Below are 15,364 nucleotides of genomic sequence, written 5' to 3'. Positions count from 1 at the left end.
TTCCCGGTGAACCGGACCGGTAGTCTGCCCGTCAGCCGTTACTCATTCGTGATGGTCTGGTGACGCGGACTCGGTGGCCAGGGCGCCGGCGCCGGCCACCCTCCCCCGCGGCACCCCATGCCGGCTGGCCCCGCCACCTCTGCGCCGGCGCCGGCGCGGGTGACGTCCGGGAGAGCCGGCCACCGGCGTGCGCTCCACGGGGGGAGAGCGCGCGCCGGTGACCGGCGCGCGGTGGGCTGGGCGGTCAGCGGTAGGCGGCCATGAAGGCCTCGCCCCGGATCGTGATGGCGGCCATGCGGACGGGGTTGGCCTTGAGACGCTCGACCAGCTCCAGCAGCACCTCGGCGAGCTCCTCGGACAGGCCGAGGGTGTTGCCGTCCTCGTCGGCGCCGCCGGTGAACACCACCGGCCCGCAGTAGAGCTGCCGGGAGAAGCCCATCCCGGCAGCCACGGCGGAGGCCACGGGGTTGAGCTCGCAGCGGTACAGGCCCTCGTCGTGCACCCACATCTCCATCTCCGGGTGCAGCCGGACCACGTCGACGTCACCGCCCACAGCGGCCTGCAGCGGCTCCAGGAGGCTCCCGGACGGGCCGGGGGACCACTGGGCGCGGATGGCGTTTCCCTCGATGTCCAGCCGGACGACGGTGATCGCGGTGGTGTCGGTGCCGCTGGCGGTGGCGGTGGTCTCGGTCATGGCGTGCTCCCGTGCTCGGGGGGCTGGTCAGGCCCCGGGTTGGTGAGTCCACGGTAGCGCCACCGTCTGACAGTTCGCAGCACTTGTTGCGCGCGTCAGTCGATCACCTGGTGCGCCTGCAGATGCGGCCCCATCCGGGTCGTCGTCCCCGGCCATCGCCCGATCAGCAGCGTCCCGCCGACGCTGGCCGGGAAGGGCTCGACGTGCACCACCTCGAGCACCTGGCCGCTGATGTCCTTGCCACCCCACCGCGTCCCCGGGGCGCACGTCACCCGGTCCCCCACCTCCCACGACGCCACGGCCTCGGGGTCCAGCGGGTTGGACAGGGTCAAGTCGATCGAGTCGCTCACGGCACGCTCCAGCGCTCGGGGGGCTGGTCAGGCCCCGGGGTTGGTGAGCCCACCGTAGGAGCGGCCGCCGACAGTCCACGACCCGAGGACGCCGGGCCAGCCGGCATGGGGTGCGGGCTGGCGCGGCGTCCGTCCCGGACGGCAGCCGCCCCGCCTGGCCTCAGGCGCGGAGTGCAACCAGCGCGGCGCGCAGCAGTGACAGCGCGGTCTCCTCGCTCAACCCGGCTCGGTGCGCCCGGCTGGCCAGTTCTGCGGCTGCTTGGCGCACGTCACCAGCATCAGCCGCCGACACAGAGGAGGCGGCCACGACGGTGCCCAGCCGTCGCCGGCTGGCGACCAGGCCGGCTCCTTCGAGTTCGCGGTAGGCCCGGGCGACGGTGCCGATGGCGACGCCCAGGTCACCGGCGAGAGCTCTCATGCTGGGCAGCCGGGTGCCCTCCTCGAGCTGCCCACTGTCGATGACGGCCGCGATCTGGCCGCGGATCTGCTCATAGGGCGGGATGGGGCTGGCCAGGTCGACGGTGACGTCCACGATCTTCACTGCTCCGTGGTGACGAGTTCGGCGGCGGGGACGGGGACGCGGGTACGGATGAAAAGGACGCCGATGCCGACCACCCCGCCGACCAGGCCGATGAGGGCCAGCGCGCCGCCCACCCATGGCAGGAGGGAGGCGACTGCGCCGACGGGCAGGTCCTCGAGGCGGGCGGCCTGTGCCGCCGTCTTCGCCGCGCTGCGGATCGCCAGCCCGCTGACGGTCACCAGGCCGGCGACCAGGATCATCGCCGCGGCGGTCGCTCCGCGCAGCACCCGCTGCGCCGATGCCCGCCGGAGAGCGCCCTCAACGTCGGCGTCATCGGTGACGATCGCGGGGCGGTTGGCGACGACCAACAACGCAGCCGTGGTCAGCGCGAGCAGGCACCCCAGGCCCACCAGGGCCGGTAGCCCGTATCCGCTGCCGACGTAGGGAGACGCTGCGCCCTCGACCAGCCCGTCGCCGGCGTGGACGGTGATGCTGCGGTCGTAGCGGTCGGCGGTCACCGCACCCACAGCGATCACCACGATCCCGGTGACGAGCGTGCCGATGGCCGTCCGCAGCAGCCAGACCGGGATGGCCTGCAGCAGGCCTCGATGCGCCAGACGGGCCCGCCGGACCATGCCACCAGGCCGGGGCCACGTCAGCTCTCCGACCAGGATGACGCCGCTATGGGCGATGCCGAAGGCCAGCGGCAGCATCATCGCAGCCACCCCGGGGCGCCCCACTGTCGGCACCAGCAGCGGAGTGATGTACATATCCGTCCTCACGTTCGCCTGTATCAAGTAGGCGGCACATTGACACAGTCATGACGTGTGCACGGGGACGTCCCACGGGAGGCGTGTTGCGCGACATCACCGCCGTGGGCTGACACGACGGCTCGGATGGCTGCACGTCCCGACGTCGGAGCCGCCGTTAGCGCTCTGCCAGAGGTCGGGAACCGGAGGGCCGGTGTGTCACGTGGTGCTTGTCCAGCACTCGCCGGACGGCGGTCTGGGAGCGGTCGACCAGCTCGGCGATCTCGCGCAGCAACCGGCCGCCGGCGTAGGACTCCAGGACGTAGGCCTCCAGGCGCGCCTGCAAGTCGGCGCTGAGCACCGTGCCGGTGCGTGCGGTGCCAGCGAACTCCGGCAGCGGCCGCACCGACGGCCGGGGCGGCAGGGCACGGGTCGAGTCTGGTCACCCTCGAGCGGGCCAGGCCACCAGCGGTGACAGCGGCTCCCCGAAATGGGGGACATCGGGGTCCTCCTGGTCGTGGCTGCCGGCGGCGTGCGCGAGGGCGGCCAGCAACAGCTGGAGGCTCGCCTGGTCAAGGTCACCGGTCAGGTCGCCCAGGTCGACCGGCTGGCCGTCCGCGAGGCTCCCAGCGGCGCGCAGCAGCAGCTCCTGGCCGTCGTCGCCGGCGACGGTGCCGGCCTGCAGGGCGCTCCGGGCGTCGTCCCACCGCACCTGCGCCCAGGTCTCGCCTCCAGCCGGGTCCGGCTCGAGGTCGATGAGGCCGGCGGCCTGCAGCAGCGGCAGCCAGTGACCGCCGTTGGCCAGCAGCAGGACCGCGGCCTCGAGGGCGTAGTCCCCCACGGCGGCGCGCAGCAGCGCGTTCTCGACGTCGACCAGCTCGAGGTCGGAGGCACGAGGCTCGAAGATCACCGGTCCAGTGAACCGCCGACAGGCCAAGCGCTGACCTCCTCACTGCCGCCCTCTGGCTAACCTCACCAACTCACTGTTATGGTGATGGCATGACCAGGACCGAGCCCGTCCACCGCAAGATCACCGCGTACCTCCGGGAGGAAGTGCTGCCTCAGCTAAAGGTCGGAGAGGAGCTGCCCACCATCGGCGCCCTGGGCAACCTCTTCGACGTAGGAGGAGTGCAGACCGTCAGGGACGCGATTCAGCCCCTGAAAGACGAGGGCTTCGTCGAGACCCGGATGGCACCCACGCGCCGGTGGGTGCTGGTGAAGCCCTACACGGCGCCCCAGCCCGTGCCGGGCGCGCAGACCTTGGACCAGCTCCGGGAGTCCCTGGTCGCCGCCCAGACGGCGGTGGCCGCGAGCCTGGCTCTCGTCGACACCCTGCGCAAGGCGGCCTAGCCGCTCGTCCTAGCCGACCACCTCGCCCCACGACGGGCCCGCCTCTCACAAAAGGCAAGCCCGTCGTTCTGCTTGCGGGAAGGAGCACGACTCGGCCCCGCCGGCCTTCCCCGGCCGGCTGCTGGCCGGCCGGGGAAGGTGCGGGGCGACCTCATCAGGCCGACCGGGCGGTGAGGGCCGACAGGACGTCGGAGGCGCCGGTGACCAACCGGACCCCACCGCTGGCGAGGAGACCGTGGCAGCCCACCGAGCAGGCCGAGGTCACCGGGCCGGGGAGGGCGAGCACCGGGCGCCCGATGGCCTGGGCGGCGCGCGCCGACGACAGGGCGCTGGAGCGGGCCGCGGCCTCGACCACCGCGACGCCGATCGGTAGGGCCGCCATCAGAACGTTGCGCCGCAGCGGCCGCACGTTGATCGGTGCGGCCCCCGCGGAGCCTGCGAAGCCAGCAGCGCCGTCGGTGATCACGCGCTCGAACACGGTTGTGGGCACTGTGCCCTCGTCCCACCGGGCTCTTCGACGTTGGGAACCCCAGGGTCATGCACTGGCCGACGATCACCCCTCCGGCGCGTAGCCCCAAAGCCAGTCCCGCGTCCTCTTGGGGAGTCGCATCAGGAGGCGGTGGAAGTGGCGTGACCGCCTGTCCAGCCACTGCACCGCGTGGCTGTGCAGCGGGATCGGCTCCGGAATGGGTGACAAGTCGTTCTCGGCGGGGGCCCATCGCCACAGTCGCTTGTTGTCATCTTCGATCTGCATCGTCACCGGCGACTCGATGCGCTCGTTGGTCAGCATCTCCTCCTTCGAGATCGACTCGACCCGTTCGTCACCCGGCCCTAGGTAGCGAATGTGGTAGGCCGCCACGCTCTGCGGTTTCATGATGATGATCTGCCGAACCGGCCACTCGCTGTTGTTCCTCACAGTCAGCAGGCCGCTCGTCATCACCTTCGTGTTTGGCCGGTCAGGCATCGGCTCCCAGACCGGATTGAGAGTGGCCGTCACCTGCCGAACCTGGGTCCGCCGCTTCCTCCGGTCCCCAGCCCGAAGACCCCACACGCCGGTGATGATGCCGCCGGTAATGCCGACGACGAAGCCGGCCAATTGGTCAACCAGGAACTCCACGCTGCCGAGGATGCCAGTAGCGCCGACGACCTCGCTGACGCCGCTACCAGTCCACTTCTAGCGGTGCTCATCCTTCGACTCGTCCCCCAGCGGAACAACTGGCGACTTGGCTGCCGGAGCGAAATACCTTGTAGTCATCCCGTGCTTTCCCGAAAAGTCACGGTGCTGCCTTACCAGAGCATCGAAGGCGTCGGGCGGCAGCGGGTTGTCAGGCAAGCGGCAAGGCTCAAGTCTTGGCGGGTAGTCCGAGTAGTCAGATACAACGATGCCGCGATCCTCAAGCCGGACCGCACAGCCGTGGTGGACCGCCCAATCCTTGTCTTGCTCCATGGCGTACGTCAGCGCCAGGGTCGTTCTTTCCATCACTCTCACGAACAGCGGGGTGACATGCTCCGGCTGAAGCTCTATTGGCAGCTTACACCCGGGCTCGAAGGCATCGAGCGCTGCTCCGAAGACCCGGAACTGTTCCAACAACATGAGCTGCCGTAGCGGTCGGTAGTAGAACTTCATCGAAGGGCCATAACCGACCAAGAACACCTCTTGGAAAGGGCTCTCCGCCATCGCCTCACGCACACCGCGCCCGAAGAGCCTGCTTGTGTCGTACTCCCTTGAGTCGTCGTCCTGCCTGTCGAAGTGGTCAACGATGATTAGGTTGATGTGAGACAGCCCGGTCTTGTAGCCTGCGTGCTTAGTATTCTTCGACCGAATGACTTGAGCCAATTTCTCAGAATGAACCGACTCGGATGATCTTTCCTGGATAACGCCACGCACGTTCTCCTGCTTGACGTTGCCATCCTGATCGGTGATAGAGAACTCGGCCACTTGAAGGACCGCAACGTCGTCCCTGTGAATATGCGGACCGCCCTCGAAGAGCTGCCCAATGTAGCCGGGAACGTTGATGAGCCGGGCGTTTGACTCCGTCTCGTAAAGGTCGGTCACCTCGACGCCAAACTCGGGACCGTACCGTTTGGCGAGCACGAAGTCCGGCTTGTCGCCTGGCTCTAGCTTATCCAGCTCAGCAGCGTCATACACGACCTCGACCGCCAGTCGCTCGCGTCCAGCCTTATCCATGGCAGCAGTCTTCACCGAACAGCCAGCGAGGGTTGGACTTTGCGTACAGGCGGGCACCAGATCCGTCGTCCACCCGGTTCCGGGCGCCAGGAGGACGGGGAACCGCTGGACCTCCGCGCCATCAGCGTGATCACCAACCGCAGCGCGTCCGGTCCGAGTTCACCGTGCTCCTGCCGTTCGTGCAGGCGTTGATGATCGGTTCCCCGTCTGCGTCGTCGACGGCTGGGCGCAACGGTGAGCACCGGTGCGATGAGGCTGCTGCGATCGGCCTATTGATCACATCGGGCATCCACGGTGCCGCTCATCGGCTGGCGCATCAGGCGCCGACTCAAATCATGAGACCGACGCTGGCCAGCGCTCCTGTAGGAGCGCATGCACCGGCCGACACCTGCGGGATCAGGGAAGGCGTCGGCGGCTCCTGCCATAGTGCCGGCATGACCACTGAGCAGCCCCCGACCTGGGAGCAAATCCTCAACGACCCGGTGGCTTACGGCTACAGCGAGGGGGACGCAGAACGCATCCGAGGCGAGCGCACAATCGGCCAGGTCGCCAGCCTCCTGCACAGCCGCGGACAGGACTCATCAGCCGCACTGATGCTCGACGTGCAGTTCCTAACTATCCAGCGCCGCTACGGCGAAAACTGGGGAGACGACGACTCGGAGTTCGTCGCGATCCTCGACATTGAGTCCTACGTCGTACCGCGTTTCAATCAAGAGTGCAGAGCCCAAATCGAGTCCGCTCTCGATGTGGTCCGAGACCACGAAGGCGCCCCCCAGGTCAACGACATCCGTATCCGTGAGGTCATCCCAACTGTAGGAGCGCGCTGGCGAGAAGGGCTGATGCGTGACCTGGTCGCCGAGCAGCCCAACAACCAGGCCAGGAAGGTTCGGCTGGAGCCGACCCACATCACTGAGGACGGTCTGTTCTTCACCAATAACGAGGAGTACCGCGTGTACGCGGTACTCAAGGACATCCAGCGTGACCTGCCCGCCGGCGACACGATCCTCATTGCCCCACTCCCGGGCGCCCGCGCTCGCGGCACAACGATGACTCCAGACTTCTTGGTCGCATACCGAGGCCGAGTGGGCGTCATTGAAGTCGACGGGCCCAAACACGACGGACGCTTTGGGGCCGACGCACAACGCGACCGGCTCGTCCAGAACGCAGGAGTACGAGTGGTTGCACACATCCTCGTCGAGGACCTCCGCAGCCGCGAGAACGTCGAGATTCTGGTCCGCGACTTCCTTCATCGCCTTATCGCCCCCTAAGCCGTCGGTAGCAGTGCTTGATCTGGGATGAGTGGACGTCTGACGGCCGTACGGCGTGATACCGGGCCTTTCCGACCGGCTGATGGGGCTGGCCTGAGGAGGCGCGGGGCGGCCTCCTCAGGCCGGCCGGGCGGTCAGGGCCGACAGGACGTCGGCGGTGCCGGTGACCAACCGGGCCTCACCACTGGAAAAGAGCATGTGGCAGCCCACCGAGCAGGCCGAGGTAACCGGTCCGGGGACGGCGAAGACCGGGCGTCCGATCGCGTGGGCGGCGTGTGCGGTCGACAGGGCGCCGGAGCGGGCCGCGGGCCTCGACGACGACCGTCTCGGCCGTCAGGGCCGCCATCAGGGCGCTGCGGCGGCGGAACCGCACGTTGGTCGGCGCGGACCCCAGCGGGGACTGGGAGACCAGCAGCCCGCCGTCGCCGACGATGCGCTCGAAGAGGGCGGCGTGCGCGCTGGGGTAGGGCCGGTCCAGGCCGCCGGCGGTGACGACGACGGTCGGGCCCTGCCCTGTACCGCGGTCGCGGACTAACTCGTCGTGAGCATCGTGAGTCTTGACTATCTAACTCACGGGTCTCACGATGGAGGCATGAGCAGTCCGATCGTCGCTGGCCTCACGACCCTTCCCGCTGGGGAGGCCTCGAAGGTGGTGCACGCCCACCCCGAGCTCGCCGACGCGGGGACCTCGGCTCCGCTAGTGCTGGCGATCTCTGCCCGAGATGCCACCGAAGCCGCGGCTCTCAGCGACGTGATGACGGCCGCCAAGGCGGCTCTGCGCAGCAGTGGCGCGACGCTGACCAAGGTGATGGACGCGCTGTTCCCCGCCGAGCGGGACTTCCCGATGCCGCCGGCTCTGCTCGAGCAGGTCAACCGCAACGCCAAGGCTCGCGCCGAACTGGCCGACGAGTTCGGCCTGCTATCCGGCGCCGAGGTCGCCGAGCTGGCCGCGTCCACCTCCGGGAACGCCTCGGCCATGGCCAGCAGGTGGAAGAACGAAGGCAAGGTGTTCACCGTCGGGCCCACCGGCGGGCAGCGGTTCCCCGGCTTTCAGTTCGGCAAGGACGACGGCCGCCCGCTGCCGGTCATCGCCCAGGTCCTGACCGTGTTCGGTGATCGGCTCAGCGGTTGGGAGCTGGCCCTGTGGTTCACCAGCAGCAACGGCTGGCTGGGCGGGGAGCGCCCGGTCGACGTGCTCGACAGCGACCCCGAGCTCGTCGTCGACGCCGCCGGCCACCTGGCCGCCGAGCTCCTCGGCTGAGCCCCCCGCGATGCCGCCGGCTGCCCCGCCACCGTCCCGAGTCCCACCGCCCGTCGACTTCCCGGCCCCGCCGGCCGACGTCGCCACCCTCGACCCGCTGCTGACCTCCTGGACCGCCGGCGAGGAGTTCCACCGCTGCTACGACGTCGACTGGGGCGCGCGGGAGTTCTACGCCGGCACCGCCAGCCGGCGCGGCCGCTTCCACCCGATGACGCCCGCCGGGCACAGCGACCCGCTGCCGGTGCTCTACGGCGCCAGCGACGTCGCCGGAGCCCTGGGTGAGTCGGTCTTCCACAACGTGCCCGTCCGCGGCACCAAGCACGTCCCCTACGCGCTGCTGCTGCACCGCCTGGTCGTCGCCCTGGTGCCGCAGCGGGACCTGACGCTGGTCGACCTGACCAGCCCGGGCCTGAGCCGGCTGGGCCTGGCCCATGGCGAGCTCATCGGCTCCGACCCCCGCAGCTACCCCGAGACCGCCGAGTGGGCCCGCGCCCTGCACGACCACCCCAGCCAGCCCGACGGCCTGCTGTGGATGTCCCGGCTGCACAACACCAGCCGCGCCCTGGTGCTCTTCGGCGATCGCGTCCCCCGCGACGACCTCACCGCCGCTCCCGACAGCGTCCCGCTGACCCTGGGCGCCGGCGAGGGCTTGACCGCCGTGTGCCTAGCCGCCAACCGCGCCGGCATCACCGTCACCGGCCTCCCCTGAGCCACTAGCCGGTCCCCCTGGACCAGCACGCGGTCAGGCGGGGTCGGATGAGGGAGCGGGGACTAGCCAGAGCCCGATCATCAGCACGCCGTAGGCCAGGGCAGGGCCGGTGTGCGGGAATCGCTTGCCGGCCGCGGCCCGTGCCTGCCCGTGCCCGAAGGCCCACCGTTCAGCGGCAACCACCCCGCGGGCCGGGAGGGCGAGCACGGCCGCAGCGGCGCCGAGGACGGCGGCCTTCTTGCCCACGGTCAGGGACGCGAAGGTGAGCCGCAGGCCGCCATCGCCGTCGGACTCCAGCCCATCGCGGGTGCTCGCCCACGCCGCCTGGACCTCCGGTGCGGTCACGGCGAGCGACCCAGCGAAGAGGCCGGCCTTCAGCCATCCGCGGGCCGTGCGCGATGAGATGACGTCAGGCGCGGCGTACCAGAGGACGGTGGCTGCTCCCGAGGCGAGAACTGCAGCTGCCTCGCGGAGACGTCGTGGTGGTCGTCATACCGGAAGAGACGCGCAGGACCGACAAGAAGGTTCCCGAGCTCGGGCGACAGAACAAGGCAACGAGCCGCAGTACGGAGGTCCACCGGCCTCATACAGAGAGTCGTCGCATCGCCTCAACTCCAGTGACGATCGCGCCGACTAGATGTCCATGCCCATGCCCACGGAGTACTTCGCCGCCCTCGCCGGCGTGAACGCCTCGGTGCTGCTGGCGGCAGCGGTCGAGTGGCGTGCCGCCGTTGATGCTCAGACCGATCAGGCAGAGCAGAAAGAGAGCAGATCTGCAGCTCGCTTGACCGTCGCCTTCGCCATCTCCTCTTGCGCACTGGCACTTGCGGTGCTCGGAAGAGAGAACCGAGTCGGGGGCATTGGGTGGGCGCTCATGGCACCAACGCTCGGCGCCCTGGCGACTCTCTACCTCCTCTTCTTTCCAGCCGACGGCCGTAGAATCAACGGCTTCTTGGCTGCACGCGGCAAGGTGTTCTGGTGGTGCTTCTGGGGCGGGCTCGCGCTATTCGCGGGCGGCTTCTTCTACATCGGCCTCGGTCTCGACTTCATCTGACTTATCGACCAGAGGCCCTCGACTCCTACTAGCCTCCGCCGGCGCAAGCGGGCAAGACGCTAGGCTGCGTTCTCGGACGAGAACGAATGGCGGAAATTCTGTGTTCTTTGAGTTTGTCCGTGCAGTCGGCGCCATCCTGACGGCGGCCGCAGCCCTCTTGGGTCTCTATCTTGGTGTGACACGTTCGGCGAGACTCCGCCGGCGAGAGCAGCTCTACCGCGAAGCATTGACCGCTCTCGCCGAGAGCGATCCTCAGCGACGAATCGTCTACGAACTTCATCGCGCCGCTCTGGCTGACATCGTCGCGCGCCAACTGACTGGCAACTGGCGAACCATCTGGCCCTGGTTCGCCTGGCTCGTGCTCGCTGCCTTCTTTGGTCAAGCCGGGTACTCGGTGGCGAGCTACACGGGCAGCGATGCCCCGTGGAACTTCGGCGACGCGGTCGTCGCCAGTACAGGCGACCTCATGACCGCCATCATTCTGGTCGGGATGCTCCTCGCCTTCATCCCGCAGATTTACCGCGCATACCGGTTGACGCTGATAGGTCGCGTTACGGTGGCCCGCCGGTTTCACGAGGGCGAAAGCGTCAGGCGGCCAACCACCCTCATGGAACTCGAGATCGAGCATGACCTGGCTGTTCTACGGCAAGCGCAGGCCGCCAAGCAGGTGGACAAGGTCGACTCCAAGCCAGCCAGACCGACGACCGGGCTCAAGGAACCCTCCTGGCAGGACCTATTCGGTAATCTAAGGGAGTATCGCCGCGCCCTCATTCCCGGGCTTTTCGCAGCTGGCTTGGGTTTCTGTGCCGGCGTACAACTGTGGATTTCCCTGCAGCCGGGGGATCAGGCGACAGCTGCCGCTTCGGTGGCTGGCCTGGTCCCTTGGAGTGTTCTTCTGTTAGTCCTCACCTTGGTGCCCGCGGCAACGCTATGGCGCAACCTTCGCAGTGAGCTGAAAGCGATCGGTCCGCCGCAGACGTACCCGACGAGCTCAGCCAGGCTCCGCACTCAGCTTGGAAGCCGGGGCAGCCGGCATGGGGTGCAGCCGGCCCCGCGCCGGGTGGCGGGGCCGGTCAAGCGGCAGGCAGCGCCAGCAGCTCGTCGGTCACGCCGCGCTGCACCGCGACGCCAGGGGCGTCGTCGGCTGCGCTGGCCAGCACGGCTGAGGTTGCGGCGTCCACGACGACGGTCAGGTGGGCGCGGTGGCGGGAGAGCATGACGCAGGCCCGCCCGGTGTCGGTGCCGAAGCCTCCGGCGTCGCGGTACCCGGCGAGTGGGTGCAGCGTGACGACGGCGGGGCGTTCCAGGCCCTGTAGCTGGTTGGCGGTGCCGATCAGCAGGTCGGGGTGGTCGGACAGGGTGGCGCGGATTGCGGCGGCCTGGGTGACGTGGGCGCAGACCACGGCGACGTCGGCGGCGGTGATCGGGCGTGACCCGCTGGCAGTGGTCAGGTGGTGGGTCAGCAGTTCGCGGGCGCGGTCGGCGCAGGCGTGAATCAGGGCGGGGTCGGTGGGTCCGGCGTTGACGGTGACGACGCGGTGGGCCAGCTCGCGCACCGGCTGGCCTCCCGCGTCGGTGAGGTGCTCGGGTGGGCGCCGGGAGGTGAAGGGCAGGCCGGGGTAGAACGCGCCCTGCACCAGCGCGGTGGTCGCCGGTCCCAGCCGCCAGGTGTGGCGCAGCCGGACCACGCCCACCGCGTCGCCGTGGGCGGCCAGCAGCGCGTCGGGGGCGGGCAGGTGCGGGCCGGTGGGCGAGGTCTGCCAGCGCCCGGTCTCCCCGGTCACGACGGGGGCGACCTGGCCGGGGTCCCCGACACAGACGACCTGCCGGGCGTGGGCACCGAGTGCCCCCAGGTCGGCGTAGGTGGCCTGCCACGCCTCGTCCACGATCATCAGGTCGCAGCCCACGTCGGCGGGTTCGGCGTAGAGCCAGCGGGCGGTGGTGGCGATCAGGATGCCGCCGCGCTCGCCGGGGAAGCGTGCGCCCTTGGTCGCCACGGTCGCCCCGCCGACGTCGGGGACGGCGTGCTTGGCCGACCACATGAGGGTCGCGGCGTCGGTCTGTGCGCCGATCCGGCGGGCCAGCTCGACGGCCTGGTCCCGGGTCTGGGCGGCCACGCCGACGCGCAGCTCGGCGCGCTCGGCCAGCGCGGCTCCCAGCAGGGCCACCAGGCGGGTCTTGCCCGCGCCGGGCGGGCTGGGCACGACGACGGCGGGGTCACCGGACCAGGCGGCGTAGAGCACCTGGGCGGTGATCGGGTCGTTGAGGATCTCCTGCCCGGCCCACCGGTGCGCCGGGCGCGGGGACGCGGCGTCCAGGTCGGGTCCGGCGGTGGCCGGCGTCCTCGGCGCGGACGCGACGGGGACGGCTGTGGGTGCGGGCGCGGGGCGCGCGGGCATGGTGCGCATGGGGGTGCTCCTGTCGGTGGGCTGGTCAGGCCCGGGTTGGTGAGGCGACGGTAGCGGCGGCCACCGACAGTCCCGGTGGGCGCGGTGGGTCAGTCCTCGGCCCCGGCGACCAGCAGTTCCAGCGGCACGTCGCGGCGCACCGGGGTGGGCGTGCGGCCGGTGGTGAGCCAGCTCGTGCGGGTGGCGTAGAGGCGGCGGTAGCGGGAGCGGCCCTGCCGCATGGTGCGCGGGTTGGGCGCGGTGGGGGCCAGGGTGACCGGCTCCCCGCCGGTCGGCCCGCTGTAGCCGGTCAGGGTGAGCACCAGCCGCCCGGCGGCGACCTCGGTCCCGGCCACGGTGGCGGTGAACCGCTCGGCGGCGGTGTCGCTGGGTGGGCCGGTCCAACCGGTGACGGCGTTGCCGGTGCGCAGCCGGGCGTCCAGCCGGGCGCAGGTGATCCGGCCTTGCCGCTTGGTCTCCCCGGCGCTCGCGGTGCCGGTGACGACGTGGCCGGTGTGCACGGCGCGCTGGCGGTGCAGCGGGTCGGCCAGCAGCGCGGCGGCGAACAGGTCGGCGGCATCGCAGCGGGCGCGCAGCCCGGTCGCGGCGCGGCTGGTGGTGTCCGGGGTGCGCCAGTTCCAGCCCTGGGCGTGCTCGCTCTGCGCCTTGCCCCAGGAGTAGGTGTCGTCCTCGGCCAGCACGTCCAGCAGCGGCAGCGTCGGGCCGGTGGTGAGCCGGTCCAAGACGGCCAGCATCCCGACCGGCCCCTCGTCGTCCACGTCCAGCCACGTGCGCCAGATGCCGGGGTCGCGCTCGTCCTCGGGCACGGTGCCGGTGGTCCAGGCGCGGCGGCAGGCGGCGGGCAGGTGGACGACGGCGACGCCGCCGGGGAAGTCGTCACGGTCGGCCCACCAGCCGATCGCGGCGGCGACGTCGGCCAGCTCCCCCTCGGGGGCGGTGGTGCGAGCGGCGGTGAGCAGCAGCGGCAGGGTCATCGGGTCGTCGGTGACCAGGGTGGGCGGCTCGACGGCGTTCATCACCACTCCCAGGTCGCGCAGCAGGGCCAGGGCGTCCTCGCCCTCGGCGGTGGCCGGTGGCTGGCCGGGGGTGGCGGCGGTGACGGTGAGCCGGCCCCTCGCCGCCCGCGCCCGGACGGCCACCGGATCGGTGAGCGGGGGCAGCGGTGCGTGCAGCAGTCGGGGCGCGGGGCGGCCGGTGGCGGCGGCGTGCAGCCGCTGTCCCAGGTCGAACCACTCGACGGTCACGACGCCGGTCCCGCCGGGGTCGTGGTGCGGGCCAGGCCCCAGCCCTCGCGCAGCGCGGCGGCGGCGGCGGTGGCGTGCGGAGGGGCCGGGAGCGCGTGGTCGGCGGCCAGCTCGGTGGCGGTCGCCAGGGTCAGGCCGGTGCCGGTCAGCAGCCGGTCGGCGTGGGCGCGCAGTCGGTCATCGGGACGTCGGGCAGTGCTCATGGGACGTGTGCTCCGGACTCGGTGGGCTGGTCAAGCCCGGGTTGGTGTGGCGACGGTAGCGGCGGCCACCGACAGATCGGTGCGGGCCGGTGGGCCGGGTGCAGAGACTCCCCGGCCCACCGGCATCACGCGGCCAGCGGCGGGATCGCCACGGTGGTGGCCCACGGCGGGGTGCCCCGGGGCGGGCGCGCGGAGACCACTCCGCAGACCAGCCGGGACCGGGTGCGCCGCTCAGGCCAGGGGGTGTCGCCGTCGGTGAGCACGACGACGACGTGCGGGGCCGGGCGCAGCGCCTCAGCGGCGGCGATGCCCACCCGCATGTCGGTCCCCCCGCCGCCGACCAGCTTCACGTCGGCCAGGGAGCGGACCCGCTGGGCGGTGGCGGCCTCGGCATCGCAGGCCAGCAGGTGCAGGTGGTCGCGGTCCACGCCGTTGGCGTTGAGCACGCCGTTGACCTCGCTCATGGCGGCGTCAAGGTCGCCCTGCCCCATCGACCCCGACGTGTCGATGACGACGGCCACGATCACCTGCGGCTCGACCATGGCCGGGGTGACGATCCCCGGGGTCTGCCGCCGCCGCCCAGGCCGGGCGTAGGTCTGATCGACCATGCCCGCCTGTGCGGACACCGCCCGGCGCACCGCTGCCCGCAGCACCACCGGCCAGGGCGCCACCGAGGGCGCCAGCACCCGCCTGGCCCAGCGGTCCAGCCCGGCGGGGACGCTGCCGCGCCCCTTTGATGCCACGTGGTCGGTGACCGCGATCGCCACCCGGCGGCGCACCAGGTCGCCCTCGGCCTCCCCGATGCCCGGGGCGCTGCCGTCCGCGAGGTTGGCGTCGGCGGCCAGCTCGCCGGGCACCGCCGGGCTGCCGGCCCCGGACCCGCAGCCATGCCCGCCGTCGTCGGCGGCGGCACCGGCACCGCCCTGCCCGTCCTGGCCGCTGTCTGCGTCCTGGCCGTCCAGCAGGGTCGCGTAGTAGTCCTCGGCCAGCCCGCCGACCTCGCACCCCAGGTCGGTCGGGGTGACCACCCCGGCGGGCAGCGGTACCCCGGCGGCCAGCAGGTCGTCGTTGATCTCGGCGTCACCGGCCAGGTTCCACGCCAGGTGCACGTAGGGCTGGGTCAGTGCCGCCGCCCGCCCGGCGTGGTCGCGGATCAGGTGCCCGACCTCGTGCAGCAGAACCGCCCCGGCGGTCGTGCTGTCCCACGCGGTGCGCCCGGTCAGCAGCTCGGGGTCCATGTAAAGCCGCCAGTGCCGGTCCACTGCGAACGTCCCCAGCCCCGGAGCAGCCACGGGCTCGGCGGCGAACAGGGCGTGCATGAAGTAGGGGGCGCGTTCAGCCGACACCAGCCGGGCCAGCCGGAACG

At 71.0% G+C, this 15,364-nt stretch carries 20 protein-coding genes and 1 pseudogene; 5 read left to right on the top strand and 16 right to left on the bottom strand.

Going from position 1 to position 15,364, the window contains the following annotated elements; all coding sequences use genetic code 11:
* Nucleotides 1-244 precede the first annotated feature (244 nt).
* The 6 genes from FB380_RS23825 to FB380_RS23805 all read right to left on the bottom strand — a co-directional run bounded on the left by FB380_RS23825 (nt 245) and on the right by FB380_RS23805 (nt 3,223).
* Entirely contained in the window at nt 245-694 is a 450-nt protein-coding gene (locus tag FB380_RS23825; protein WP_166757849.1) for a DUF3846 domain-containing protein, read from the bottom strand.
* A gap of 95 nt (nt 695-789) precedes the next feature.
* Nucleotides 790-1,044 carry a hypothetical protein gene (locus tag FB380_RS23820; protein ID WP_166757848.1) on the bottom strand — a complete coding sequence of 85 codons (255 nt, stop codon included), beginning with the start codon at nt 1,042-1,044 and terminating at the stop codon, nt 790-792.
* Nucleotides 1,045-1,204: 160 nt separating this feature from the next.
* A complete protein-coding gene (locus tag FB380_RS23815) occupies nt 1,205-1,585 on the bottom strand; it encodes a GntR family transcriptional regulator (protein ID WP_229682381.1) in 381 nt (126 codons plus the stop codon).
* Nucleotides 1,582-2,334, bottom strand: a complete 753-nt coding sequence (locus tag FB380_RS25120) for a hypothetical protein (protein WP_229682380.1) — start codon at nt 2,332-2,334, stop codon at nt 1,582-1,584. The genes FB380_RS23815 and FB380_RS25120 overlap by 4 nt, the downstream gene beginning before the upstream one ends.
* A gap of 157 nt (nt 2,335-2,491) precedes the next feature.
* Nucleotides 2,492-2,674, bottom strand: a complete 183-nt coding sequence (locus FB380_RS23810) for a helix-turn-helix domain-containing protein (RefSeq protein ID WP_229682379.1) — start codon at nt 2,672-2,674, stop codon at nt 2,492-2,494.
* A gap of 81 nt (nt 2,675-2,755) precedes the next feature.
* Nucleotides 2,756-3,223, bottom strand: coding sequence for a hypothetical protein (locus tag FB380_RS23805; RefSeq protein WP_166757846.1), 468 nt, complete (start codon nt 3,221-3,223; stop codon nt 2,756-2,758).
* A gap of 89 nt (nt 3,224-3,312) precedes the next feature.
* On the opposite strand from FB380_RS23805, the gene FB380_RS23800 reads away from it, so the two are divergent.
* The gene (locus tag FB380_RS23800) at nt 3,313-3,663 is read left to right on the top strand and encodes a GntR family transcriptional regulator (protein ID WP_166757845.1); all 351 of its coding nucleotides are present in this window, start codon (nt 3,313-3,315) and stop codon (nt 3,661-3,663) included.
* Nucleotides 3,664-3,817: 154 nt separating this feature from the next.
* Here FB380_RS23800 and FB380_RS23795 read toward each other — a convergent pair whose 3' ends face one another.
* From FB380_RS23795 to FB380_RS23785, 3 genes are all read right to left on the bottom strand, one after another.
* A complete protein-coding gene (locus tag FB380_RS23795) occupies nt 3,818-4,141 on the bottom strand; it encodes a DNA-processing protein DprA (RefSeq protein WP_229682378.1) in 324 nt (107 codons plus the stop codon).
* Nucleotides 4,142-4,216: 75 nt separating this feature from the next.
* Complete coding sequence (locus tag FB380_RS23790) at nt 4,217-4,780, bottom strand: hypothetical protein (protein ID WP_166757844.1); 564 nt, start codon at nt 4,778-4,780, stop codon at nt 4,217-4,219.
* A 57-nt stretch (nt 4,781-4,837) separates the two neighbouring features.
* Nucleotides 4,838-5,866: a hypothetical protein gene (locus FB380_RS23785; protein WP_166757843.1), complete on the bottom strand. Its 1,029-nt coding sequence runs from the start codon at nt 5,864-5,866 to the stop codon at nt 4,838-4,840.
* Between the two features lie 149 nt (nt 5,867-6,015).
* On the opposite strand from FB380_RS23785, the gene FB380_RS23780 reads away from it, so the two are divergent.
* A complete protein-coding gene (locus FB380_RS23780; RefSeq protein WP_166757842.1) occupies nt 6,016-7,119 on the top strand; it encodes a hypothetical protein in 1,104 nt (367 codons plus the stop codon).
* A 117-nt stretch (nt 7,120-7,236) separates the two neighbouring features.
* Here the strand turns inward: FB380_RS23780 and FB380_RS26285 are convergent, their stop codons facing one another.
* On the bottom strand, nt 7,237-7,380 hold the full coding sequence (locus FB380_RS26285) for a DNA-processing protein DprA (protein ID WP_373286335.1): 144 nt from the start codon (nt 7,378-7,380) through the stop codon (nt 7,237-7,239).
* Between the two features lie 106 nt (nt 7,381-7,486).
* Nucleotides 7,487-7,597 (bottom strand): annotated as a pseudogene (locus FB380_RS26280) (hypothetical protein); the annotation flags it as partial.
* 114 nt (nt 7,598-7,711) lie between these two features.
* Between FB380_RS26280 and FB380_RS23770 the strand changes: the two are divergent.
* Nucleotides 7,712-8,380 (top strand): hypothetical protein, encoded by a 669-nt coding sequence (locus FB380_RS23770; protein WP_166757841.1) that lies wholly within the window; start codon nt 7,712-7,714, stop codon nt 8,378-8,380.
* Between the two features lie 10 nt (nt 8,381-8,390).
* On the top strand, nt 8,391-9,089 hold the full coding sequence (locus FB380_RS23765) for an RES family NAD+ phosphorylase (protein WP_166757840.1): 699 nt from the start codon (nt 8,391-8,393) through the stop codon (nt 9,087-9,089).
* Between the two features lie 33 nt (nt 9,090-9,122).
* Here the strand turns inward: FB380_RS23765 and FB380_RS23760 are convergent, their stop codons facing one another.
* On the bottom strand, nt 9,123-9,434 hold the full coding sequence (locus FB380_RS23760; RefSeq protein WP_166757839.1) for a hypothetical protein: 312 nt from the start codon (nt 9,432-9,434) through the stop codon (nt 9,123-9,125).
* A gap of 304 nt (nt 9,435-9,738) precedes the next feature.
* On the opposite strand from FB380_RS23760, the gene FB380_RS23755 reads away from it, so the two are divergent.
* Nucleotides 9,739-10,143, top strand: a complete 405-nt coding sequence (locus FB380_RS23755; RefSeq protein WP_166757838.1) for a hypothetical protein — start codon at nt 9,739-9,741, stop codon at nt 10,141-10,143.
* A 1,073-nt stretch (nt 10,144-11,216) separates the two neighbouring features.
* Here FB380_RS23755 and FB380_RS23750 read toward each other — a convergent pair.
* The 4 genes from FB380_RS23750 to FB380_RS23735 form a co-directional block, all read right to left on the bottom strand.
* Nucleotides 11,217-12,551 carry an AAA family ATPase gene (locus FB380_RS23750; protein ID WP_166757837.1) on the bottom strand — a complete coding sequence of 445 codons (1,335 nt, stop codon included), beginning with the start codon at nt 12,549-12,551 and terminating at the stop codon, nt 11,217-11,219.
* 89 nt (nt 12,552-12,640) lie between these two features.
* Nucleotides 12,641-13,795: a hypothetical protein gene (locus FB380_RS23745; RefSeq protein ID WP_166757836.1), complete on the bottom strand. Its 1,155-nt coding sequence runs from the start codon at nt 13,793-13,795 to the stop codon at nt 12,641-12,643.
* Entirely contained in the window at nt 13,792-13,998 is a 207-nt protein-coding gene (locus FB380_RS23740) for a hypothetical protein (RefSeq protein ID WP_166757835.1), read from the bottom strand. The genes FB380_RS23745 and FB380_RS23740 overlap by 4 nt, the downstream gene beginning before the upstream one ends.
* A gap of 125 nt (nt 13,999-14,123) precedes the next feature.
* On the bottom strand, nt 14,124-15,364 hold a 1,241-nt coding region (locus FB380_RS23735; RefSeq protein WP_166757834.1), incomplete at its 5' end, for a vWA domain-containing protein.

Source organism: Modestobacter marinus (assembly GCF_011758655.1).
GTDB lineage: Bacteria > Actinomycetota > Actinomycetes > Mycobacteriales > Geodermatophilaceae > Modestobacter > Modestobacter marinus.
The sequence above is the reverse complement of the archived record's forward strand: the minus strand, read 5'-3'. Positions and strand labels throughout refer to the sequence as shown.

Coding starts and splice junctions, on each gene's coding strand:
- FB380_RS23750 (WP_166757837.1), bottom strand. CDS start 12,551: ATGCGCACCATGCCCGCGCGCCCCGCGCCCGCACCCACAGCCGTCCCC.
- FB380_RS23800 (WP_166757845.1), top strand. CDS start 3,313: ATGACCAGGACCGAGCCCGTCCACCGCAAGATCACCGCGTACCTCCGG.
- FB380_RS25120 (WP_229682380.1), bottom strand. CDS start 2,334: ATGTACATCACTCCGCTGCTGGTGCCGACAGTGGGGCGCCCCGGGGTG.
- FB380_RS23755 (WP_166757838.1), top strand. CDS start 9,739: ATGCCCACGGAGTACTTCGCCGCCCTCGCCGGCGTGAACGCCTCGGTG.
- FB380_RS23740 (WP_166757835.1), bottom strand. CDS start 13,998: ATGAGCACTGCCCGACGTCCCGATGACCGACTGCGCGCCCACGCCGAC.
- FB380_RS23825 (WP_166757849.1), bottom strand. CDS start 694: ATGACCGAGACCACCGCCACCGCCAGCGGCACCGACACCACCGCGATC.
- FB380_RS23770 (WP_166757841.1), top strand. CDS start 7,712: ATGAGCAGTCCGATCGTCGCTGGCCTCACGACCCTTCCCGCTGGGGAG.
- FB380_RS23765 (WP_166757840.1), top strand. CDS start 8,391: ATGCCGCCGGCTGCCCCGCCACCGTCCCGAGTCCCACCGCCCGTCGAC.